Below are 18,649 nucleotides of genomic sequence, written 5' to 3'. Positions count from 1 at the left end.
TTTAATAAAAACCATCAACAATTGTGATTTAGATATTCGGAACCATTCAAATATAACAAAACCCCGTAAAAACGAGGTTTATGGATAAATTTTATTATTGAATACATCAGATTAAATTAATCTTGACATCATAGCTTTCAAGACCCGTCATTTTTTCCCGTGCGGTAAACTGAATACTGGTAACTTCTTTCCCGGTCTTTTTCTTAAGTTCAATAATTTTTTTTGTTATATATTCAGAAATATCTGCTTCTGCTTTTGTTTTTAAGTTTTCAATATTCATCATTTCCTCTTTTAGTCTGTTATGACTTTCCAGTTACACAGTAAGTCGATTATATGGTGCAAACGTGTAAAAGATAAGATGAAACATCGCAATAATCAACATACGATAGTCTAAATTTTACACAAACAGACAAAGAGAATTTTCCTGAATTATCAATGCAATAGCATCAAATCAACTCAAGAGCCTTATTGCTGCTTCCAGAATTTCTTCTGAAGTAACATGTCGATCCGCGGCTACATAAATGACTTTATGATCTCCGGTCAGAGATGGAAACCCTGCGGCCATTACAGTAAGGTGTGTTTTTTCGCCATTTGGATATTCACGCATGATGGTGTTAACTCCAGTCATCGCTGGCACTACCACTGCTGGTTCAGAGTTAAAAAAACTATGATTTTTTTCATGATGTTACCGTAGTATGTGAGTATCCATCGAATAGACACCAAGCAAAAAAGCTCCCGAAGGAGCCTTCATTTTCACTTTTTTAAATCCAACGACAGACGGCTGGCATTTAAGTATTGTGAAATATTATCAAATGTAATCATCATTGATTTACAAAAGATACATTTTGCCCCGAAAGGATTCATGTCAGAAACATCAAAAGATGATGTTCTATACTGGGAACCATGACAACACGGGCATCTAAAGTGAATATGGTTTGTAATATTGTCTACCTCAAAGCGCCACTACATGAACAGCGGCAGGACCTTTAGGTCCGTTCTCAATACCAAATTCAACTTCCTGATTCTCAGTTAATGTTTTGAAATCGTTGCTCTGAATTGCTGAGAAATGGACAAACACATCTTTGCTGCCATCTTTCGGCGTGATGAAACCAAAACCTTTTTCAGGGTTAAACCATTTCACTAAACCAGTCATTTTGTTAGACATAATTATTACCTTTTGAAGAAATTAGCCCTTGGGCAGAATGGTCCGAAAAAAAATATCAGAGAGAAAAACCAACAAGGAAATCTCAAGAGGTACAAATAATAAAATTATAACAATGACTGCTTCAGATAAATTTGTAACAAACCAGAACACCATTAACGCATGATTAACCACCCATAGCAAGGATTACTTTTGTAAAGAAAAACACAGCAATGAAAGAATAGCTTTATTTATTAATAAAACGTGTCATTCTGATTAAGACCTTTTATCTTACCCTTAAGATTTCAGGAATTTTGGCTCATGGAAGAGTCCTTTTTATTTAAATTTTACATTCCGCGATGTAAATGTTCCGATTTAATATTACCCTACATTTGATGCTTTTTATCTCTTAAAGATTCATAGATCTGTTGACAAGTCACTCCTGCGATGTAGCGTTCGTCAGCAATTTCAGCATAAAGCTGAGCTTCTGCTGCAATATCTCCGAGCATGTTGGTGAGCATTCCTTCGGCGGTTTTGGTTGTTTTGCCTCTGACGGCAGCGGCAAGATCTGCGGTATGCTTCGCTGCGTCAAGGCGTATGGCATATTTTTTTGCTTCGGCACGCAACTGGTTAACACTATCAGACAGATAAGCAGCCCTGGCAGAAATTTCAGCAGATTTCTGTTGCGCATCTTTAACAGCCTCATCACGGGCTATAGTTCGCCCCTGTTCAATTATTCGAGCAGCAAATTGAGCATTTACCTCTTGTGATAATGCGGCAGCATCACGTTCCGCCCATTTTTTTTGCCATCCTCGGTCGCTCCAGACATTTCCGACGATAAATCCTGACAACACGAGAAAAATCACCATGAATATCTGATTCACTGTTCTATCCCCCAGCAGGTTAATGCGCTCTCCTGGTCACGACGAATAACCTGACCGTAACAGTTATTTGAACGAATGCGGCAATCGCGTCCGCCATCCTTAATCCACCAGCGAATCGCTTCGCATGCACCTTTACGATCACCAGCATTCAGCCGCTTATAAAACGTCGACGGGAAACACTTACCGGGGCCAATGTTATAGGGACAAAATGACGCGATACCCGCTTTTTGTGGTTCGGTCAGTGGTACTTTAATATTGCGCTCCACCCATGCCAGCGCCTTATCACGCTCAATGGCGTTGACCTGGTCGCATTTTTCCTTCGACAGTTTCATATTGGGAAAAACGGTTTTTCCATCCACCACTGTGGCACCCCGACAGATGGTCCATATGCCAGAACCATCGCGGTATGCCATTGTGTGGTTACCTTCTTTTTCGTCCAGAAACTGGTCAAGTATCTGAGGAGCAGATGCGCCAGCACCAATCAGCGCCAGAACGGCAGCCGACAGGCCGTATCTGATTTTTGTGTTCATAGATATTTATGATGAGGACGCTCGTGCTTATTGGCAGGATTTTCAATCTTAAAGGAGTACTGATGCTGCAGATAAGACTCAACTTTTTCTGACAATTTTTCTGCTACTTCCAGGAAGACTTGCCGGACGCTCCTTCTGGCTGCTGCCTCATAAAACTCCAGCGCAGCTCCTTCAACACGGTCCATGGCGACATCCAGGTCAAAAATTTCACCGTCAAAGCGTTCTTTGTCCTGTAAGGCTACAGTTACCGTAACTTTATTCTCAAAATTACGGACTCCTTTCACAACCAGTTCATAGTCTTGAGTCATTGGATTACTCTCCTCTCGCAGCCTTACGCCTGTCTTCTTTAATCTTGAAATAAAGATTTGTCAGATACGTCAGCAGGCCAAAAACCAGGCTACCCAGCACACCGATTGCAGCCCACTGTGACGGAGTTACTTTATCGAGTAACTGCAATGCCCAGAAACCAGCATTACCCGCCGATGTGCCATAGGCAACACCTGTTGTTAACTTATCCATTGATTTCATATCCTCACCCCGATGTACACGGATGGTGCAATATGTTTGAAAAGATCGGAGTCTACGGGGTAGTTTTGACAGCACACGTTGTTCTCAACGGCGCTAAAAAAACATACACATTAAAAATGTGGGTAATTATTTTGAAAGAAAGTCATATATAAAATAATAATACGAGAAATGTTTTCATATTTAGTGTACTGTATACGGCCATTTATACAGGAAAAGCCTATGTCAGAACGTAAAAACTCAAAATCACGCCGTAATTATCTCGTTAAATGTTCCTGCCCAAACTGCACCCAAGAGTCAGAACACAGTTTTTCAAGAGTACAAAAAGGTGCCCTTTTGATCTGCCCTCATTGCAACAAAGTATTCCAGACAAATCTTAAAGCTGTAGCCTGATTGATTTTATTAGTAACAAGTATTTTTTATATTTTAATAATATATTTAAAGCAGATAATAAAAAACCCGCCTGAGCGGGTTTGAGATTGTGGTGCTTTTTGTGGGAGTCATCCACTTACGCACTTTGTTTTGCCATGCCAGCAGTTAGCTTCTGCTGTAAAACTATTCATGCAGCAAACCTGCACTTCACCACAATGGTTAGCATACTTTTCCTGATTAAGATTTTGCCAAATATGCTAGCCATTGTTTCATGTATTGGACCTCCTTACTTTTTATTAAAGAGATCCAATATTCACTACTCTGTCCGTATCTCTACTCAGGCATCAGCCTTCTTCGTTATCGTATACAGACGAGCGATGAATTTTAATCAGTAATGATGACATTTGCTGCTGCAGGACCTTTAGCACCACTCTCTATAGAGAAGGTAACCTTTTGACCTTCAAATAAGGTTCGATAATTATCATTCTGAATCGCAGAAAAATGCACAAACACATCTTTACTACCATCAACAGGAGAAATAAAGCCGAAACCTTTATCAGCGTTAAACCATTTTACTAAACCAGTCATTTTATTTGACATTCTACATTCCTTAACTTGAGCCTTTCGGCATAAATGGTTTGCATAACAGAAACGACTTCGTACTTAATTGGAGAGACTCAAAGAAGGAATAAGTGAATAACACCTGAAATGAGAACTGCTTTAGTAAACTACTTCGTATATCGTCTGTTCTTCAAACCGACGCAATCATTAACGCATAGTTGAACATATGAAGCAATGTTTATTTTAGACATCCAGCCATCTTCAACCCCATCAAAAAACTATAGCTTTCTTCAGGAACGTGTGTATAGTGCGCCAAGTTATCAGTATTAAGGAATTTTTTTGTCCCGTAAAATGACAGGAATTGTCAAAACCTTTGACGGCAAAAGCGGCAAGGGTCTTATCACCCCATCCGATGGTCGTATCGATGTCCAGCTTCATGTTTCAGCGCTCAATCTCCGCGATGCAGAAGAAATTACCACCGGATTACGCGTGGAATTTTGCCGGATAAATGGTCTGCGTGGCCCTTCAGCTGCCAATGTTTACCTTTCATGAGCTATATTAAAGCTTTAATTTCAGGCCCCATCGGATCACACATGGAGAGTTTTTATGAATAACCCCGTCTGTCTTGATGACTGGTTGATTGGCTTTAAAAGCTTATGCTGTACTTTGGCCGTAATAGCTCTGCTAATAATATAATAAGCAGACTCATTGTGTTTAGGGACATTGTACTGGAAGAAAACATTTTAAACATCAGGCAAATAACCAAGTCACCAGCTAAATAATAAGTTAACAGACATGAGTCCCGGGATGAGATTCAACATTACCATTGCCCCATTTAAAGCACAAAACCCGCTCATCAGCGGGTTTTCTACTTTTTCTTAACGTCGGGTATACAAAGCCCATCGTTGAAAAAATTTTATCCATATTTTTTGAAAAATGCAAACATCATGTCGCCATCTTCAGCAAAAATCATTTATCTCGTCACCTTCCTCAATTGCGCTTCCGCGTATGCTTCTTCCTGCCAGCACTTTGTTACCAGTTTACCAATGACGTCCGCATACCCCTTATACCACTGATAATCGGTCAGGTCTGGTACCAGCTTCTGGACATGACGTCGTGCCAGCGTGGTCGGTAAACGACTAAACCGGTTTCCATTACAACGCCCACAAATCTTATATACCGGTACGCCATGAAACCGGGTTCTTTTTTCATCCAGAACAATCCCTTTACCCTTACACCCTCTGCACGCTGTGCTGGCTTCGCCCTTACCATGGCAATGCTGACATAGTTCCTTCACCCATTCTTCCTTGATTACAGATTCCCCGCGTCTGTAGTGTTTCACCACTTCGCGCAATACATTATAAAATCCCGTACCTGAACAATGCTCACAGCGAGCCTTACTTGCCGCAGACCTGGAGTAATCAGCAAAGGCAAAACTCACGAGGTAAGGAATAATCTGTAACCGGATTTCTTCACTCAATTTGTTCAATGTCGGGTTATCCAGTGCCATCGCGTAATTTAGCAGGCCTTCAATCGCAAACTGAGGGTCCTGAACACCAACTTTTGCCAGAAATAAGGCCAACCCAAGTGGTGCTTTCGACTGCACCATCCCCTGCGCTGCCATTACATCCGTAATTGTTAAACAACCGGTGCCTGTCGCTGGAGCGTCATCGCTCAATTTTGGAGATTTTGGGGAGTAATATTTTGGTAAGGCTTCAAGGTTCATGCTCGTTCTCCACTTACGCCAGTACGCCAATTGCCAGCGCGCGATCGATAAAACGAAATATCAGCTCCAGTTGGGAGCCATACTTATCTTCAAATGCCACTGTATCCGTATGCAGCTCGTTGTGATGCTTTCTGCACAAAGGCAACACAAAGAGATCATGTGCTTTTGTTCCCATTCCGCCCTGCCCGTGACCAATCAGATGATGCGGATCGTCGGCTGGCATACCGCAGCAAGCACACGGCTGTGTCTTAACCCAACGTGTGTATTTCTCCTTAACCCAGCGGCGACGTTTAGGCAGCTTCATGAAAGATTCCGGAGACTCTGGATCAACGGTGATGCTTACCACCGTCTTTTCCTGTGGTGATTTTTGTTGCTGGTGGGCGTAAGGCAACGGTGCAAGATTTTTTGTGCGTTGTTTCAATATGCTGGTGGCGGTCTGCTCTCCCGGTACGATGTCGCTTTCGCGGTACACCGAGCAGATTTTTTCCGCTGGTAATCCCAGCGAACGACGCGATACAGCCTCAGGTAGTGCATCCACCACCTGATTGCAGACCGCCCACCAGGATAATTCAGCCAAAGATAATTCCCGCTCCTGCGTACCGCTTATTGCGTGACGGATGACGTCAATCACCCATGCTGTCAGATTTTGTTGAGCAAGCAGCTCCAGTGATTCCGATGTCTGGTCACGCAGTTGGTTGTCGCAGTGCCAGCACAACACCATTGCGCCGGTACCATAACGGTGAATGACTGTTTCAGTGTGATGGTAATCGCCATTAGGCCACTGGCAGGATGTAACATGACGTAATAGCCAGTCGGACAATGCGCCAACGCCGCCAGCAGCACGAATCACCCGTTCGTTACTAAAAAACGGCAGCAATGTTTTGTCTTCCGCCAGCGGCTGGCGAACGGCAGGAACGACTCCGGATGGCAGATTACGCATGCTTTTTGGTTCCGGTTCCACCAGCACTCGAGGATTATGAAATATCTGTATGGATTCACGGCCCGGCTTAAGGACCACCAGCCCAAGCTCAGGCACCAGAACAGGTCTAAGTAATACCCGCACGTTACCTCCAGATCCGTTGCTGGAAAGTGCGGGACGCACGTGGTGGGCGTTCGGAATAAGGCAGCCTGACAGAGATTATCCAGTGCCGATAGTCGAGACTGAGAGCTTTCTTAACCTCGAACCCGCGCCTGCGGTAAGAATGAATCAGCCATTCGGCCTGTTCTGCAGTGCATGGAGGGTGCTGGAACCATTCAGACTTGAATGCGTGAGAATACCGCCCGTGCGTGCAGGCAAGAACGGGCGAATTATCAGAATTGTAATATTTTGCGTTGCGTGCCATCGGTTTTCTCCGGTGGCACGGTGTTACTCAGCGGGAGTTCAGCCCCGCGCAAGATTGTAGATGAGTTTATTCTCCTGAAAAAGCAGAAAAGCCAGCTTTTATTCCGATCTCTTTCAATGCCTGTAATGAAGTGACAAACTCACCTTCGCGCAAGATAAATCCGTCCGTGACCCGAGCATCCACAAAATTAATTAACGCAGCCCCATTCTTTCGCAAACACATAATGCGGTAATGACTAACAAGATTTCCATTTTCAACGCACACAGCATAGAGGCCATCTTCACAAAAAATTTTACGCAGTTCTTCGATGTTCATCATCAGAATCCTTCCGGATAATTAGCTCTCCCCTTTAAGGGACCATCCCTCTTATCCCTGCGCGCTACTTAAGTATTTTTGATTCTATTCCGGCACCGTCCAGAACTTCAAACGCGTTGAAAATAAAAACAAAAACCCGCCGAAGCGGGTTAAGTGCGGGTGCGTTGAGGATGCCTGCCACATCAGAGGTGGCGAGGGATTTCTCCCCCGCCGGGTCTCTTACTCCTCAGGTTCGTAAGCTGTGAAGACAGCGACCTCCGTCTGGCCGGTTCGGATTCGTACCTCGCAGAGGTCTTTCCTCGTTACCAGTGCCGTCACTATGACGGTTAAACAGATGACGATCAGGGCGATTAACATCGCCTTTTGCTGCTTCATAGCCTGCTTCTCCTGTCAACGCAAAGCAGAAGTGTCACCTTCGGTGCGAAACAGAGATGTCATGCTTTGGTTCAGAGAATGCGTTTGACCGCCTCGCTATATACTTCCGAGCGTTCTCTTTTCCCAACAGAAATCACGAAAACGACAACTTTCTCGTCTATAACCTGGTATACAAGGCGATAGCCTGAAGACCGGAGCTTAATCTTGTAACAATCAGGCATACCACGGAGCTTGTTTGCTTCAATCCGGGGTGACTCAAGTACTTCAACCAGCTTCTTTTTCAACTGTTCACGTACCGTCGAGCCCAGCTTTCGCCATTCCTTTAGTGCCCGCTCGTCAAAATCCAGAAAATACGCCATCAGAGTTCATCCAGCGTCACACGTACTGGCTTAGGATTACGAAGCCGTTCTTTCACTATCTCCACAAGTTCAGCATCTTCATCACTCAGGAGTGTCTGTTTGAACGGCAAGCGTTCATTGTCAGCGATATACTCGAGCATGAGACGAAGCGCTTCAGAAGGAGTTACACCCATTTTTTCAAGCGCGGCGTAAGAACGCGCTTTAAGTTCATCGTCAATACGCAGGTTAATGCTACCCATGTCTTACACCTCTTGTAATTACAAATGTCATTACAAGTATCGCACTACAACATGCTTAGGGCAAGTCACGAAGGAAGTCAGAAAGTAGTCGTAAGAACGGTGATCACTGTCCGCTTTGTGCCAGGAGCAGCCATTGCTAAGTCCATCCTGTATTGTGCAGGTCAGCTCGTTTTTAAAGAGTCCGGCCATCATCTTACTGGTACAGACACCATATACTTTGTGACGGTCAGGCTACATATGCACAACTCAACTTATTCATCTATTTTTTGCTTTAGCATGTCAGTGTTGCTTTCTCGTCGGCGGGTGAGCGGTGACCTGACCTGTCGATAAAGGAACGTAACACGTTTTATGCAACACCCGCATGCGGCAGAAAATTATTGCCGAACGTTTACCCCTGTCAACAAGCTTTACTTTCTGAGGCGCGCCAGCCCGCGAGGAAAACAATCTGAACATCAAACAATTAATGACACAAGAAATACGATTAAAGATTTTTTTGTGCATGCCGATAGTGCTTTTTTAAAAGGAGAAATCTATGTCTGTCACAATTCAGGGAAATACCTCAACCGTTATTTCAAACAACTCCGCCCCGGAAGGAACATCAGAAATAGCCAAAATCACAAGACAAATTCAGGTGCTGACTGAAAAGCTTGGGAAAATCTCATCGGAAGAGGGGATGACGACACAGCAGAAAAAAGAAATGGCTGCATTGGTACAGAAGCAAATTGAAAGCCTCTGGGCTCAACTGGAGCAGTTGTTAAGGCAGCAGGCAGAGAAAAAGAATGAAGACGCGACAGTTCAGCCTGATAAAAAAGAAGAGAAAAAAGACGATACAAATACCGCTGGCACCATTGATATTTACGTCTAAGTGACAGCCGTATTGTGGCCCTCATCGGGCCACTTTTCGCCATCAGCCTTTTCTTTAAAGACATATTATCTTTGTATCATTTCTGATAGTTAACATTACAAGATATAAGTAATGGACGCACTCCCAATTAGTCTATTTAAATCGCCACGAGTTTAACTGACAACCCATGATCAATTATGAATTGCAACTATTTCTGTAGTCACTTTTGTGGGGACAGTCCACAAAACTGCCAACTTCCGCTTCTTGCTCTTAGCGGACATTAGCATAGGCTATTTACCATAACGCCTCATTACGCGCACCGCCCAGACTGACTCAGCGCGTTTCTGGCATATCCCCGGTAAAACAAGTAACAAACCACCCGAAAATGAACACCAGAAACGCGACTTAAGAATCTACCCTATGAATGGATATGCACTCAACCGAATCGATCTTGGTTTCAATCTTTTTTATCGGGATCAGGCTTCTTTTTAGGTAACTTCGGGGGCTTAACTTGCTGATGACTTTGCGTTCGGCGCGTAAGCCAGGGATGGTCAGCTTTAGGTTTAACATAGTATTTTGAGCGTAAATCAATACGGGCATTATCCACTCGTTCATGGACACTCTTTTCATCATCCAGTGGTAGCCTCCATAATTGCAGGCACTAGCGCCGTGAACTTTTCACGCTTATCCCTGGTGTCGATAGCCTTCCAGCGTTCAAATATCTTCACTCGATTAACGCCAAGCGCTCGCTGATCAATCGCGCCACCTTCATATGTGACACGCTGAACATCGATGTTCGGGCGCTCTTTCAAAGCCCAGAATGCTTCAGTGATTAATATCGTCGCCTGCTCCTGTGTCATTCCTGGTCGACATATCCAGGCATCCAGAGCCTCACGAGCCTGTTCAGGAGTGATTTTCATTGTTCAACCGCCCCGCCCGCTTCGTCTTACGATATTCATCATAAACTTTGGGATCATACTGAAGCTCCCCGCCAGATGCCTCCTGTAGACGCATCGCGCGACCTTCGGGAACTAAATCCCCTTTCCAGCTATAAAGCGAAGCCAAACGAATACCTGCTGCTTGTGCAAGTTTTGTTTTTGAACCGAAATACAAAAGAGCGTCAGTTTTAAGCATTTAAAACACCTTTATTGTTAGTCATAACTAACAAGATAGATGTTAACAAAAACATAGTCAATACGATTTAGCATTAGCTAACTATGGAAACAAAAAATTTAACTATCGGCGAACGCATCAGGTATCGTCGGAAAAACCTCAAACACACCCAAAGGTCTCTTGCTAAAGCCCTGAAAATCTCCCATGTGTCTGTATCACAATGGGAACGGGGTGATAGTGAACCTACAGGGAAGAACCTTTTTGCCCTCAGTAAAGTATTGCAATGCTCACCAACATGGATTCTATTTGGCGATGAAGACAAGCAACCAACACCACCTGTTGAGAAGCCAGTTGCCTTATCCCCCAAAGAACTAGAGCTCCTTGAGCTGTTTAATGCACTGCCAGAATCAGAACAGGATACCCAGCTCGCCGAAATGCGAGCTCGAGTAAAAAACTTCAATAAACTCTTTGAAGAATTACTAAAAGCCCGTCAGCGGACAAATAAAAGATAACATCATCAATGAGTTATCTTTTACCACATCAATTATGTTAGCTATAGCATACAAAATCACTTGACCGATATGTTAGTCATGGCTAATCTTGTTTGCATCAACACACCGCACGGTGTTCTCAGCAAACAGTTCCGCTACCCCAGCGTTAAGGGGAAATGAGGTCAGCATGGATACTATCGATCTTGGCAACAACGAATCTCTGGTGTACGGCGTGTTTCCAAACCAGGACGGCACGTTCACCGCAATGACGTATACCAAAAGCAAAACGTTTAAAACCGAAAATGGTGCCCGTCGCTGGCTGGAAAGAAACTCAGGTGAGTGATATGGATTTCGACACAATCATGGAAAAGGCTTACGAAGAATACTTCGAAGGCCTTGCCGAAGGCGAAGAAGCTCTCAGCTTCAGTGAGTTTAAACAGGCGCTTTCCAGTTCGGCAAAATCTAACGGCTGATAAGCGAAACAGCACCGCGAGGAATCAGTATGCAGAAACGAGAACCCGTCATCATCGCGCCAGACTATACCGATGATGAACTTTATGAGTGGATGCGCCAGAAAATTAATGCAGCGCAGGATCTGAAATGGGCTAATGAAGCCAGGGCTAAGCAGGCTGAAAATCTGTCCGCTCTGGAGCAGGATATCACCAATCTGGAAAAAGCAGCGGCATTAAGCATTGCCAGAATGATTACATACCCGCGTTAGTAGCTAATCAACAAAGCTAAGGTTAGTAATTAAGGAGTTCTCCACGGGTGAGGTGGAGTGCGTGCGCCGGACACGGGTGCGCATCCGGAACTGACAGTTTACTGAAAGGATATTTCCCTGAAAAGTCAGACCATAACGCGAAAGCGCATGGCGAGGTAGCTGGTTCATAGATAGCCTGTCGTTAAATTTTCGTCGACCGTGCGCTTCCGGTTGTGGCAACCCGCGAAATGGCGCGGCGGTAAGTATGGCGGGGTTATTCCTTCCCCGTTGAGGACACCGGGTTGTCAGGTTGACCATACGCTTAAGTGACAACCCCGCTGCAACGCCCTCTGTTATCAATTTTCTGGTGACGTTTGGCGGTATCAGTTTTACTCCGTGACTGCTCTGCCGCCCTTTTTAAAGTGAATTTTGTGATGTGGTGAATGCGGCTGAGCGCACGCGGAACAGTTAAAACCAAAAACAGTGTTATGGGTGGATTCTCTGTATCCGGCGTTAATTGTTAACTGGTTAACGTCACCTGGAGGCACCAGGCACTGCATCACAAAATTCATTGTTGAGGACGCGATAATGAAAACGTTATTACCAAACGTTAATACGTCTGAAGGTTGTTTTGAAATTGGTGTCACTATCAGTAACCCAGTATTTACTGAAGATGCCATTAACAAGAGAAAACAAGAACGGGAGCTATTAAATAAAATATGCATTGTTTCAATGCTGGCTCGTTTACGTCTGATGCCAAAAGGATGTGCACAATGAATTCAGCATTTGTGCTTGTTCTGACAGTTTTTCTTGTTTCCGGAGAGCCAGTTGATATTGCAGTCAGTGTTCACAGGACAATGCAGGAGTGTATGACTGCAGCAACCGAACAGAAAATTCCCGGTAACTGTTACCCGGTCGATAAAGTTATTCACCAGGATAATATCGAAATCCCGGCAGGTCTTTAAAACAGTTCCGTAATAAATATCCGGTTTCATTCTTATATGCCAGCAATGGCAGGGATTTGTTCATCCTTAAATCTGTCATGAGGTTAAAACAAATGAGTAAAGTCTTTATTTGCGCCGCTATTCCTGACGAACTGGCAACAAGGGAAGAAGGCGCTGTGGCTGTAGCCACAGCCATTGAAGCTGGCGACGAACGCCGTGCTCGAGCAAAATTTCACTGGCAATTCCTGGAACATTATCCGGCTGCTCAGGACTGCGCTTATAAATTTATTGTCTGCGAGGATAAACCTGGCATACCCCGCCCTGCCCTCGATTCATGGGATGCTGAATATATGCAGGAAAACCGCTGGGATGAGGAGTCTGCTTCTTTTGTCCCGGTTGAGACTGAATCCGATCCGATGAACGTCACTTTTGACAAGCTGGCCCCTGAAGTACAGAACGCTGTCATGGTTAAGTTCGACACATGTGAAAACATCACCGTTGATATGGTTATTAGCGCACAGGAATTGTTGCAGGAAGACATGGCAACATTCGACGGACATATCGTTGAAGCGTTGATGAAAATGCCAGAAGTTAACGCCATGTATCCGGAGCTTAAGTTGCACGCCATTGGGTGGGTTAAGCATAAATGTATTCCTGGTGCTAAATGGCCCGAAATTCAGGCAGAGATGCGCATCTGGAAAAAACGTCGCGAAGGTGAACGCAAGGAAACCGGAAAATACACGTCTGTTGTTGATCTCGCCCGCGCCAGAGCCAATCAACAGTACACTGAAAATTCAACAGGAAAAATCAGCCCGGTCATTGCTGCCATTCATCGCGAATACAAGCAGACATGGAAAACACTGGATGACGAACTGGCCTATGGGCGCTGCTTCGCAGACAGGCAGAACTTGATGGTATGCCTGCGATCAATGCCAAACGTGTTTACCGGATCATGCGCCAGAATGCGCTGTTGCTTGAGCGAAAACCTGCTGTACCGCCATCGAAACGGGCACATACAGGCAGAGTGGCCGTGAAAGAAAGCAATCAGCGATGGTGCTCTGACGGGTTCGAGTTCTGCTGTGATAACGGAGAGAGACTGCGTGTCACGTTCGCGCTGGACTGCTGTGATCGTGAGGCACTGCACTGGGCGGTCACTACCGGCGGCTTCAACAGTGAAACAGTACAGGACGTCATGCTGGGAGCGGTGGAACGCCGCTTCGGCAACGATCTTCCGTCGTCTCCAGTGGAGTGGCTGACGGATAATGGTTCATGCTACCGGGCTAATGAAACACGCCAGTTCGCCCGGATGTTGGGACTTGAACCGAAGAACACGGCGGTGCGGAGTCCGGAGAGTAACGGAATAGCAGAGAGCTTCGTGAAAACGATAAAGCGTGACTACATCAGTATCATGCCCAAACCAGACGGGTTAACGGCAGCAAAGAACCTTGCAGAGGCGTTCGAGCATTATAACGAATGGCATCCGCATAGTGCGCTGGGTTATCGCTCGCCACGGGAATATCTGCGGCAGCGGGCTTGTAATGGGTTAAGTGATAACAGATGTCTGGAAATATAGGGGCAAATCCACAGGTGAACTACGCTCCTCTGTTTGTTACGCAATAAAAACTGGTGTTTTCGACTATGCAAAACAGTTTCCCTCCTCACGCAATCTGGAAAAATTTGGTGAGGCCCGACAAGATTTAACCATAAAAGAACTGGCTGAAAAATTTCTGGCACTGAAAGAAACTGAAGTCGCCAAAACATCACTCAACACATACCGTGCCGTCATCAAAAATATCCTGAGCATAATCGGTGAAAAAAATCTTGCCTCATCGATTAATAAAGAAAAATTACTGGAGGTTCGTAAAGAGTTACTGACTGGATACCAGATCCCCAAAAGTAACTATATTGTTACACAACCAGGGAGATCGGCTGTAACTGTAAATAATTACATGACAAATCTTAACGCCGTGTTCCAGTTTGGTGTTGATAACGGTTACCTGGCAGATAATCCGTTTAAGGGGATCTCGCCATTAAAGGAATCAAGAACCATTCCGGATCCTCTTTCGCGGGAAGAATTTATCCGTCTTATCGATGCGTGCAGAAATCAGCAAGCAAAAAATTTATGGTGTGTTTCTGTTTATACTGGAGTTCGCCCTGGTGAGCTGTGTGCACTTGGATGGGAGGACATAGATCTGAAAAATGGAACAATGATGATCAGGAGAAATTTAGCAAAAGACCGTTTCACGGTACCAAAAACACAGGCGGGAACCAATCGGGTCATTCATCTTATTAAGCCAGCAATCGACGCTCTCCGGAGTCAGATGACATTAACGAGACTGAGCAAAGAGCATATCATTGATGTTCACCTCAGAGAGTATGGCAGAACAGAAAAACAAAAATGCACCTTTGTTTTTCAACCTGAAGTGTCAGCGAGAGTAAAAAATTATGGTGACCATTTTACCGTTGACTCAATAAGGCAGATGTGGGACGCAGCGATAAAACGTGCCGGACTCCGCCATCGAAAATCATATCAGTCGAGACATACTTATGCCTGCTGGTCGCTGACAGCTGGTGCTAACCCGGCATTTATAGCAAACCAGATGGGCCATGCAGATGCGCAAATGGTATTTCAGGTATACGGAAAATGGATGTCTGAAAACAATAATGCACAGGTAGCTTTGTTAAATACACAGTTAAGCGAGTTTGCCCCAACCATGCCCCATAACGAAGCAATGAAAAATTAATTTAATATTTATCAAATAGTTAACACGCATGACTCTTGAAATCCATAAATTCAAGCGCAGTGCCCAGCCATCCCGATACTGCTGCTTTCACCAAATCCTTAGTGCTTCTTTCGTGTTTTTCTATTGTCATAATGGTTATCTCTAAAAAAGAGGTAAGATGCGTACTACTTACTCGCCGTTATTGGTATTATTCAGAAAAAGTGAGTAAGACTTTGCAGCAATGTTTTTGATCCTGTTCAAATAAACTAATGGCATCAGCAACATGCTGGAAATCAAACGTATGGGTAATTAATTTTTCTGGTTTAATTAACCCTTTACTTAACCAGTCGATAACGATCGGGAATTTATTTGCATTTAAGCGTGAAGAGAAAATAGAGAGTTCTTTTCCGGTAATTCCTTGCTGAATCACTTCAGACGGTTCACTGGAGAACCCCATCAATACAATACGTGCCGCTGGAGAAGCCAGCGTTACGGCCTCTTTCAGGATAGAAGGATGACAAGCCGCATCGATAATTAATGTCGGCTTGATGCCTTTTTCAGTGAAAATCTCGCCAAGCGGTGTCTGGCTGTTATTAATCGCCCAGTCAGCCCCGCTCTCTTTCGCTTTTTCCAGTCGTTCATCAATGCGATCGGCAACAATCACATTTTTAACGTTATAGACGCCTTTTAATACCTGAACGATCGTCAGGCCGATTGGACCGGCACCATAAACCAGAACGGTATCATTTTCAGTCGGTTGACCATGTCCGGTTACGTTAGCCGCAATGGTAAAAGGTTCGATCATTACCGCATATTGATCGGCCACTGCTTCAGGAATTTTCCACGCATTTTTTGCCGGAACCACGGCATATTCACTGAAACCACCGTCAGCGTGCACACCTAATACAGCCAGTGTCGTACAAACGTTCGGTTTACCTATAGAGCACGGATAGCAATGCCCACAGCTGACCACCGGATCGACAGCAACACGTTCACCGACTCTGGCGCTTTCCACGCCTTCACCCACTGCATCAATGACGCCAAAGAATTCATGACCAATGACGCGCGGATATTTCGCAAAAGGATTATGCCCACGATAAATATGGCTATCTGAACCACAAATTCCGGCAAGTTTCACTTTTACTCGTACTTCACCCGCTGACGGGGTGGGTATTTCACGTTCGACAATCGCCAGTTGATTCGGTTTTTCAATTAATATGCTTTTCATTATCTTACTCCTTACCAGTTCCACAGCGTGCCATCTTCCAGACGTGCGACTGGTAGATAAGCAGGTTCATAGGGATATTTCGCCGCCAGCTTTTCATCGAATTCGATACCAAGACCCGGTTTGTCTCCCGGATGCATATAGCCGTTATCGAAAGTCCAGTTGTGCGGGAAGACTTCGAGCATTTGTTCGGAATAACCCATGTATTCCTGGACACCGAAATTGGGGACCCACAGATCAAAGTGCAGCGCCGCAGCCATGCAGACTGGTGACAAATCGGAAGGACCGTGTGAGCCAGTACGTACCTGATACAGCGAAGCAAAATCGGCAATCCGGCGCATACCGGTAATTCCGCCTGCATGGGTCAGCGTGGTGCGGATATAATCGATGAGTTGCTCTTCAATCAGTTGTTTGCAGTCCCAGATGCTGTTGAAGACTTCACCCACTGCGATGGGTGTGACGGTATGTTGGCGAATGAGACGGAAGCATTCCTGGTTTTCCGCAGGCGTCGGGTCTTCCATCCAGAACATGCGATAATCTTCAATGCTTTTACCAAAGCGCGCCGCTTCAATAGGCGTTAAGCGATGGTGCATGTCATGCAGCAAATGTTCATTAAAACCAAACTTGTTACGTACCGCGTCAAACAATTTCGGCATGAAATCGAGGTATTTCTCCGTCGACCACAGCTGCTCTTCCGGCCACTGTCCTTTGGTTGCGGGTTCATAAGCCAGACCTTTACCTTTCGACATGCCGTAGGTGGTTTTCATACCAGGGATTCCGCACTGCACGCGGATGGCTTTGAATCCAAGCTCTTGATGACGGGCATAATCATCCAGAGCTTCATCAATACTGTGACCGGTGGTATGGCAATAAACCATCACCCCTTCACGAGACGCGCCGCCGAGTAACTGGTAAAGCGGCATGTTGGCAGCTTTGGCTTTAATATCCCACAGCGCCATATCAACCGCTGAAATGGCCGACATCGTAACCGGACCGCGACGCCAGTAAGCACCTTTATAGAAAAACTGCCAGATATCTTCGATACGGTGCGCATCGCGACCAATAAGCTGCGGACAAAGGTGATCCTGCAAATAAGAGGCCACGGAAAGCTCACGTCCATTGAGGGTGGCATCCCCAAGGCCCGTAATACCGTCCTCAGTGGTGATTTTTAATGTGACGAAATTACGCCCCGGACAGGTAACAAAAACTTCAGCCTTTACGATCTTCATGTTCGATTCCTTGCATCGCTTGTCGTGATGCATGAAATCTACGCAACTGAGCTACTACCATACAAGTATAAAGATCGAAAAAAGCCGGAGTGATCACAAAAAAAGGCGTATATTTGCGCTGTGAATGGTTGACAAAAGATGAAATAGAATACCTTTTGTCAGCTGACACTTCCTCTTATCTTATTGATAAAATGGATTTATGTTCCTACGTGCGCCCCCAGCCCGCAACAATGATCAACATGCCGCAAAGCGCAATCAACGCACCCGTCCAGTCATAAAGAGTCAGTTTCACGCCATCCACAACGCGCAGCCACATCAACGCCGTGCAGACATAAACGCCACCATAAGCCGCGTAAACACGCCCACTCGCCGCTGGATGCAACGTTAACAACCAGACAAACAGCGCCAGTGAAATCCCCGCCGGAAGCAACAGCCAGATACTGGCGTTTCGTTTTAACCACAACCAGGGCAGAAAGCATCCAATAATTTCACACAGCGCAGTAGCAAAAAATAGTAACGTTGTTTTAATCATCTTTGTCTCTTATTGACATCATGTATAGTTATAGGGCGACATAATATCATCAATATAAACACCCTCCTGGTACGTTTTGCGTCCGCAGTGGATGGTGTAGAATCACCTTTAATCATTCATACAGGGAATGAATTATGAAAATCACTCTCAGCAAACGAATCGGCCTGCTCGCTATTCTGCTGCCTTGCGCACTGGCATTGAGCACAACTGTTCATGCCGAAACTAACAAACTGGTGATTGAGTCTGGCGACAGTGCACAAAGCCGCCAGCACGCCGCTATGGAAAAAGAGCAATGGAATGACACGCGCAATCTGCGCCAGAAAGTGAATAAACGCACTGAAAAAGAGTGGGATAAAGCCGACGCCGCTTTTGATAACCGCGATAAATGTGAGCAAAGCGCCAACATCAATGCCTACTGGGAGCCCAATACTTTGCGCTGCCTGGACCGTCGAACTGGCCGCGTTATTACCCCCTAACC

33 protein-coding genes and 5 pseudogenes are annotated in these 18,649 nt (G+C 45.1%); 15 read left to right on the top strand and 23 right to left on the bottom strand.

Annotated elements, in window-relative coordinates:
• Positions 1-106 precede the first annotated feature (106 nt).
• From KXD89_RS10870 to essD, 9 genes and pseudogenes are all read right to left on the bottom strand, one after another.
• On the bottom strand, positions 107-280 hold the full coding sequence (locus KXD89_RS10870) for a GnsA/GnsB family addiction module toxin (RefSeq protein WP_001019606.1): 174 nt from the start codon (positions 278-280) through the stop codon (positions 107-109).
• Positions 281-451: 171 nt separating this feature from the next.
• Positions 452-681 (bottom strand): annotated as a pseudogene (ynfN, locus tag KXD89_RS22565) (protein YnfN).
• Between the two features lie 4 nt (positions 682-685).
• Positions 686-751, bottom strand: coding sequence for a small protein YnfR (gene ynfR, locus KXD89_RS10860; RefSeq protein ID WP_120795388.1), 66 nt, complete (start codon positions 749-751; stop codon positions 686-688).
• Between the two features lie 2 nt (positions 752-753).
• Complete coding sequence (locus tag KXD89_RS10855; protein WP_071524604.1) at positions 754-942, bottom strand: cold-shock protein; 189 nt, start codon at positions 940-942, stop codon at positions 754-756.
• Between the two features lie 10 nt (positions 943-952).
• Positions 953-1,165: a cold shock protein CspI gene (cspI, locus tag KXD89_RS10850; RefSeq protein ID WP_000066495.1), complete on the bottom strand. Its 213-nt coding sequence runs from the start codon at positions 1,163-1,165 to the stop codon at positions 953-955.
• A gap of 362 nt (positions 1,166-1,527) precedes the next feature.
• Positions 1,528-2,025, bottom strand: a complete 498-nt coding sequence (locus KXD89_RS10845; protein ID WP_001071769.1) for a DUF2514 domain-containing protein — start codon at positions 2,023-2,025, stop codon at positions 1,528-1,530.
• Positions 2,022-2,555 (bottom strand): lysozyme, encoded by a 534-nt coding sequence (locus KXD89_RS10840; protein ID WP_001092971.1) that lies wholly within the window; start codon positions 2,553-2,555, stop codon positions 2,022-2,024. The genes KXD89_RS10845 and KXD89_RS10840 overlap by 4 nt, the downstream gene beginning before the upstream one ends.
• A complete protein-coding gene (locus tag KXD89_RS10835; protein ID WP_000189916.1) occupies positions 2,552-2,863 on the bottom strand; it encodes a YdfR family protein in 312 nt (103 codons plus the stop codon). Before KXD89_RS10835 ends, KXD89_RS10840 begins: the two co-directional genes overlap by 4 nt.
• Positions 2,864-2,867: 4 nt before the next feature.
• Positions 2,868-3,083, bottom strand: a complete 216-nt coding sequence (gene essD, locus KXD89_RS10830; protein ID WP_000839590.1) for a phage lysis protein EssD — start codon at positions 3,081-3,083, stop codon at positions 2,868-2,870.
• A 219-nt stretch (positions 3,084-3,302) separates the two neighbouring features.
• On the opposite strand from essD, the gene ynfU reads away from it, so the two are divergent.
• Positions 3,303-3,473, top strand: a complete 171-nt coding sequence (gene ynfU, locus KXD89_RS10825) for a putative zinc-binding protein YnfU (protein ID WP_211180497.1) — start codon at positions 3,303-3,305, stop codon at positions 3,471-3,473.
• 363 nt (positions 3,474-3,836) lie between these two features.
• Here ynfU and cspB read toward each other — a convergent pair whose 3' ends face one another.
• On the bottom strand, positions 3,837-4,052 hold the full coding sequence (cspB, locus tag KXD89_RS10820) for a cold shock-like protein CspB (RefSeq protein ID WP_000066484.1): 216 nt from the start codon (positions 4,050-4,052) through the stop codon (positions 3,837-3,839).
• Positions 4,053-4,352: 300 nt separating this feature from the next.
• Here cspB and cspF point away from each other — a divergent pair, with 300 nt between their 5' ends.
• Both cspF and KXD89_RS10810 read left to right on the top strand, forming a co-directional pair.
• Positions 4,353-4,565: a cold shock-like protein CspF gene (gene cspF, locus KXD89_RS10815; RefSeq protein WP_000087756.1), complete on the top strand. Its 213-nt coding sequence runs from the start codon at positions 4,353-4,355 to the stop codon at positions 4,563-4,565.
• Positions 4,566-4,619: 54 nt separating this feature from the next.
• Entirely contained in the window at positions 4,620-4,709 is a 90-nt protein-coding gene (locus KXD89_RS10810; RefSeq protein ID WP_120795389.1) for a hypothetical protein, read from the top strand.
• A 277-nt stretch (positions 4,710-4,986) separates the two neighbouring features.
• Here the strand turns inward: KXD89_RS10810 and KXD89_RS10805 are convergent, their stop codons facing one another.
• The 7 genes from KXD89_RS10805 to relB all read right to left on the bottom strand — a co-directional run bounded on the left by KXD89_RS10805 (position 4,987) and on the right by relB (position 8,370).
• On the bottom strand, positions 4,987-5,739 hold the full coding sequence (locus KXD89_RS10805; RefSeq protein ID WP_001047135.1) for an antitermination protein: 753 nt from the start codon (positions 5,737-5,739) through the stop codon (positions 4,987-4,989).
• 13 nt (positions 5,740-5,752) lie between these two features.
• Positions 5,753-6,802 carry a DUF968 domain-containing protein gene (locus KXD89_RS10800; protein ID WP_001265198.1) on the bottom strand — a complete coding sequence of 350 codons (1,050 nt, stop codon included), beginning with the start codon at positions 6,800-6,802 and terminating at the stop codon, positions 5,753-5,755.
• A 1-nt stretch (position 6,803) separates the two neighbouring features.
• Positions 6,804-7,082: a hypothetical protein gene (locus KXD89_RS10795; protein ID WP_012304870.1), complete on the bottom strand. Its 279-nt coding sequence runs from the start codon at positions 7,080-7,082 to the stop codon at positions 6,804-6,806.
• Positions 7,083-7,148: 66 nt separating this feature from the next.
• Positions 7,149-7,400, bottom strand: a complete 252-nt coding sequence (gene rem / locus KXD89_RS10790) for a protein Rem (protein WP_000980994.1) — start codon at positions 7,398-7,400, stop codon at positions 7,149-7,151.
• Between the two features lie 216 nt (positions 7,401-7,616).
• On the bottom strand, positions 7,617-7,772 hold the full coding sequence (gene hokD, locus KXD89_RS10785) for a type I toxin-antitoxin system toxin HokD (protein ID WP_000813254.1): 156 nt from the start codon (positions 7,770-7,772) through the stop codon (positions 7,617-7,619).
• 71 nt (positions 7,773-7,843) lie between these two features.
• Positions 7,844-8,131, bottom strand: a complete 288-nt coding sequence (gene relE / locus KXD89_RS10780; protein ID WP_000323025.1) for a type II toxin-antitoxin system mRNA interferase RelE — start codon at positions 8,129-8,131, stop codon at positions 7,844-7,846.
• Positions 8,131-8,370: a type II toxin-antitoxin system antitoxin RelB gene (relB, locus tag KXD89_RS10775; RefSeq protein ID WP_000534858.1), complete on the bottom strand. Its 240-nt coding sequence runs from the start codon at positions 8,368-8,370 to the stop codon at positions 8,131-8,133. The genes relE and relB overlap by 1 nt, the downstream gene beginning before the upstream one ends.
• Positions 8,371-8,394: 24 nt before the next feature.
• On the opposite strand from relB, the gene ydfV reads away from it, so the two are divergent.
• Together ydfV and KXD89_RS10765 are read left to right on the top strand one after the other, a co-directional pair.
• Positions 8,395-8,700, top strand: coding sequence for a protein YdfV (ydfV, locus tag KXD89_RS10770; RefSeq protein WP_001326990.1), 306 nt, complete (start codon positions 8,395-8,397; stop codon positions 8,698-8,700).
• A 202-nt stretch (positions 8,701-8,902) separates the two neighbouring features.
• Positions 8,903-9,235, top strand: coding sequence for a FlxA-like family protein (locus KXD89_RS10765; RefSeq protein ID WP_001301033.1), 333 nt, complete (start codon positions 8,903-8,905; stop codon positions 9,233-9,235).
• A 436-nt stretch (positions 9,236-9,671) separates the two neighbouring features.
• Here KXD89_RS10765 and KXD89_RS10760 read toward each other — a convergent pair whose 3' ends face one another.
• The 3 genes and pseudogenes from KXD89_RS10760 to dicC form a co-directional block, all read right to left on the bottom strand.
• Positions 9,672-9,821 carry a protein YdfW gene (locus tag KXD89_RS10760; RefSeq protein WP_011443592.1) on the bottom strand — a complete coding sequence of 50 codons (150 nt, stop codon included), beginning with the start codon at positions 9,819-9,821 and terminating at the stop codon, positions 9,672-9,674.
• A gap of 34 nt (positions 9,822-9,855) precedes the next feature.
• Positions 9,856-10,134 (bottom strand): annotated as a pseudogene (locus tag KXD89_RS10755) (protein YdfX); the annotation flags it as partial.
• The gene (gene dicC / locus KXD89_RS10750) at positions 10,118-10,348 is read right to left on the bottom strand and encodes a dicB transcriptional regulator DicC (protein ID WP_000920568.1); all 231 of its coding nucleotides are present in this window, start codon (positions 10,346-10,348) and stop codon (positions 10,118-10,120) included. The pseudogene KXD89_RS10755 and the gene dicC, both read right to left, overlap by 17 nt.
• An 83-nt stretch (positions 10,349-10,431) precedes the next feature.
• On the opposite strand from dicC, the gene dicA reads away from it, so the two are divergent.
• The 9 genes and pseudogenes from dicA to KXD89_RS10710 form a co-directional block, all read left to right on the top strand.
• Positions 10,432-10,839 carry a DNA-binding transcriptional dual regulator DicA gene (dicA, locus tag KXD89_RS10745; protein ID WP_000448564.1) on the top strand — a complete coding sequence of 136 codons (408 nt, stop codon included), beginning with the start codon at positions 10,432-10,434 and terminating at the stop codon, positions 10,837-10,839.
• A gap of 166 nt (positions 10,840-11,005) precedes the next feature.
• Complete coding sequence (locus KXD89_RS10740; RefSeq protein WP_000379575.1) at positions 11,006-11,161, top strand: DUF1391 family protein; 156 nt, start codon at positions 11,006-11,008, stop codon at positions 11,159-11,161.
• 1 nt (position 11,162) lies between these two features.
• Entirely contained in the window at positions 11,163-11,291 is a 129-nt protein-coding gene (gene ydfB, locus KXD89_RS22305; protein WP_000344964.1) for a protein YdfB, read from the top strand.
• A 29-nt stretch (positions 11,292-11,320) separates the two neighbouring features.
• Positions 11,321-11,539: a protein YdfC gene (ydfC, locus tag KXD89_RS10735; RefSeq protein ID WP_001171942.1), complete on the top strand. Its 219-nt coding sequence runs from the start codon at positions 11,321-11,323 to the stop codon at positions 11,537-11,539.
• A gap of 567 nt (positions 11,540-12,106) precedes the next feature.
• Positions 12,107-12,295 (top strand): cell division inhibition protein DicB, encoded by a 189-nt coding sequence (gene dicB, locus KXD89_RS10730; RefSeq protein WP_000854559.1) that lies wholly within the window; start codon positions 12,107-12,109, stop codon positions 12,293-12,295.
• Positions 12,292-12,483 (top strand): lysis protein YdfD, encoded by a 192-nt coding sequence (gene ydfD, locus KXD89_RS10725; protein WP_001083297.1) that lies wholly within the window; start codon positions 12,292-12,294, stop codon positions 12,481-12,483. Before dicB ends, ydfD begins: the two co-directional genes overlap by 4 nt.
• Before the next feature lie 92 nt (positions 12,484-12,575).
• A pseudogene (locus tag KXD89_RS10720) lies at positions 12,576-13,343 on the top strand (exonuclease); the annotation flags it as partial.
• Positions 13,340-14,035, top strand: a pseudogene (locus tag KXD89_RS10715) (IS3-like element IS2 family transposase); the annotation flags it as partial. The pseudogenes KXD89_RS10720 and KXD89_RS10715, both read left to right, overlap by 4 nt.
• A 7-nt stretch (positions 14,036-14,042) precedes the next feature.
• A pseudogene (locus KXD89_RS10710) lies at positions 14,043-15,206 on the top strand (tyrosine-type recombinase/integrase); the annotation flags it as partial.
• A gap of 187 nt (positions 15,207-15,393) precedes the next feature.
• Here KXD89_RS10710 and KXD89_RS10705 read toward each other — a convergent pair.
• From KXD89_RS10705 to KXD89_RS10695, 3 genes are all read right to left on the bottom strand, one after another.
• Positions 15,394-16,413, bottom strand: a complete 1,020-nt coding sequence (locus tag KXD89_RS10705) for a Zn-dependent oxidoreductase (protein ID WP_000836066.1) — start codon at positions 16,411-16,413, stop codon at positions 15,394-15,396.
• 11 nt (positions 16,414-16,424) lie between these two features.
• Complete coding sequence (gene rspA / locus KXD89_RS10700) at positions 16,425-17,639, bottom strand: starvation-sensing protein RspA (protein WP_001295394.1); 1,215 nt, start codon at positions 17,637-17,639, stop codon at positions 16,425-16,427.
• 205 nt (positions 17,640-17,844) lie between these two features.
• A complete protein-coding gene (locus KXD89_RS10695; protein ID WP_000598292.1) occupies positions 17,845-18,171 on the bottom strand; it encodes a YnfA family protein in 327 nt (108 codons plus the stop codon).
• Between the two features lie 134 nt (positions 18,172-18,305).
• Between KXD89_RS10695 and KXD89_RS10690 the strand changes: the two genes are divergently transcribed.
• Positions 18,306-18,647, top strand: a complete 342-nt coding sequence (locus tag KXD89_RS10690; protein ID WP_000705211.1) for a DUF1283 family protein — start codon at positions 18,306-18,308, stop codon at positions 18,645-18,647.
• Positions 18,648-18,649 lie beyond the last annotated feature (2 nt).

Source organism: Escherichia sp. TC-EC600-tetX4, from assembly GCF_019356055.1.
Lineage (GTDB): Bacteria > Pseudomonadota > Gammaproteobacteria > Enterobacterales > Enterobacteriaceae.
The sequence above is the reverse complement of the archived record's forward strand: the minus strand, read 5'-3'. Positions and strand labels throughout refer to the sequence as shown.

What these genes read in the sequence shown, in the direction of transcription:
- ydfC (WP_001171942.1), top strand. Translation starts at nt 11,321, where the DNA reads ATGCAGAAACGAGAACCCGTCATCATCGCGCCAGACTATACCGATGAT.
- dicC (WP_000920568.1), bottom strand. Translation starts at nt 10,348, where the DNA reads ATGCTTAAAACTGACGCTCTTTTGTATTTCGGTTCAAAAACAAAACTT.
- relE (WP_000323025.1), bottom strand. Translation starts at nt 8,131, where the DNA reads ATGGCGTATTTTCTGGATTTTGACGAGCGGGCACTAAAGGAATGGCGA.
- KXD89_RS10695 (WP_000598292.1), bottom strand. Translation starts at nt 18,171, where the DNA reads ATGATTAAAACAACGTTACTATTTTTTGCTACTGCGCTGTGTGAAATT.
- rspA (WP_001295394.1), bottom strand. Translation starts at nt 17,639, where the DNA reads ATGAAGATCGTAAAGGCTGAAGTTTTTGTTACCTGTCCGGGGCGTAAT.
- hokD (WP_000813254.1), bottom strand. Translation starts at nt 7,772, where the DNA reads ATGAAGCAGCAAAAGGCGATGTTAATCGCCCTGATCGTCATCTGTTTA.
- ydfB (WP_000344964.1), top strand. Translation starts at nt 11,163, where the DNA reads ATGGATTTCGACACAATCATGGAAAAGGCTTACGAAGAATACTTCGAA.
- KXD89_RS10805 (WP_001047135.1), bottom strand. Translation starts at nt 5,739, where the DNA reads ATGAACCTTGAAGCCTTACCAAAATATTACTCCCCAAAATCTCCAAAA.
- KXD89_RS10795 (WP_012304870.1), bottom strand. Translation starts at nt 7,082, where the DNA reads ATGGCACGCAACGCAAAATATTACAATTCTGATAATTCGCCCGTTCTT.
- KXD89_RS10870 (WP_001019606.1), bottom strand. Translation starts at nt 280, where the DNA reads ATGAATATTGAAAACTTAAAAACAAAAGCAGAAGCAGATATTTCTGAA.
- KXD89_RS10690 (WP_000705211.1), top strand. Translation starts at nt 18,306, where the DNA reads ATGAAAATCACTCTCAGCAAACGAATCGGCCTGCTCGCTATTCTGCTG.
- KXD89_RS10835 (WP_000189916.1), bottom strand. Translation starts at nt 2,863, where the DNA reads ATGACTCAAGACTATGAACTGGTTGTGAAAGGAGTCCGTAATTTTGAG.
- ynfU (WP_211180497.1), top strand. Translation starts at nt 3,303, where the DNA reads ATGTCAGAACGTAAAAACTCAAAATCACGCCGTAATTATCTCGTTAAA.
- dicB (WP_000854559.1), top strand. Translation starts at nt 12,107, where the DNA reads ATGAAAACGTTATTACCAAACGTTAATACGTCTGAAGGTTGTTTTGAA.
- KXD89_RS10840 (WP_001092971.1), bottom strand. Translation starts at nt 2,555, where the DNA reads ATGAACACAAAAATCAGATACGGCCTGTCGGCTGCCGTTCTGGCGCTG.
- rem (WP_000980994.1), bottom strand. Translation starts at nt 7,400, where the DNA reads ATGATGAACATCGAAGAACTGCGTAAAATTTTTTGTGAAGATGGCCTC.
- cspI (WP_000066495.1), bottom strand. Translation starts at nt 1,165, where the DNA reads ATGTCTAACAAAATGACTGGTTTAGTGAAATGGTTTAACCCTGAAAAA.
- KXD89_RS10765 (WP_001301033.1), top strand. Translation starts at nt 8,903, where the DNA reads ATGTCTGTCACAATTCAGGGAAATACCTCAACCGTTATTTCAAACAAC.
- essD (WP_000839590.1), bottom strand. Translation starts at nt 3,083, where the DNA reads ATGAAATCAATGGATAAGTTAACAACAGGTGTTGCCTATGGCACATCG.
- dicA (WP_000448564.1), top strand. Translation starts at nt 10,432, where the DNA reads ATGGAAACAAAAAATTTAACTATCGGCGAACGCATCAGGTATCGTCGG.
- KXD89_RS10705 (WP_000836066.1), bottom strand. Translation starts at nt 16,413, where the DNA reads ATGAAAAGCATATTAATTGAAAAACCGAATCAACTGGCGATTGTCGAA.
- relB (WP_000534858.1), bottom strand. Translation starts at nt 8,370, where the DNA reads ATGGGTAGCATTAACCTGCGTATTGACGATGAACTTAAAGCGCGTTCT.
- cspB (WP_000066484.1), bottom strand. Translation starts at nt 4,052, where the DNA reads ATGTCAAATAAAATGACTGGTTTAGTAAAATGGTTTAACGCTGATAAA.
- KXD89_RS10740 (WP_000379575.1), top strand. Translation starts at nt 11,006, where the DNA reads ATGGATACTATCGATCTTGGCAACAACGAATCTCTGGTGTACGGCGTG.
- ydfD (WP_001083297.1), top strand. Translation starts at nt 12,292, where the DNA reads ATGAATTCAGCATTTGTGCTTGTTCTGACAGTTTTTCTTGTTTCCGGA.
- KXD89_RS10810 (WP_120795389.1), top strand. Translation starts at nt 4,620, where the DNA reads ATGAATAACCCCGTCTGTCTTGATGACTGGTTGATTGGCTTTAAAAGC.
- ydfV (WP_001326990.1), top strand. Translation starts at nt 8,395, where the DNA reads ATGTCATTACAAGTATCGCACTACAACATGCTTAGGGCAAGTCACGAA.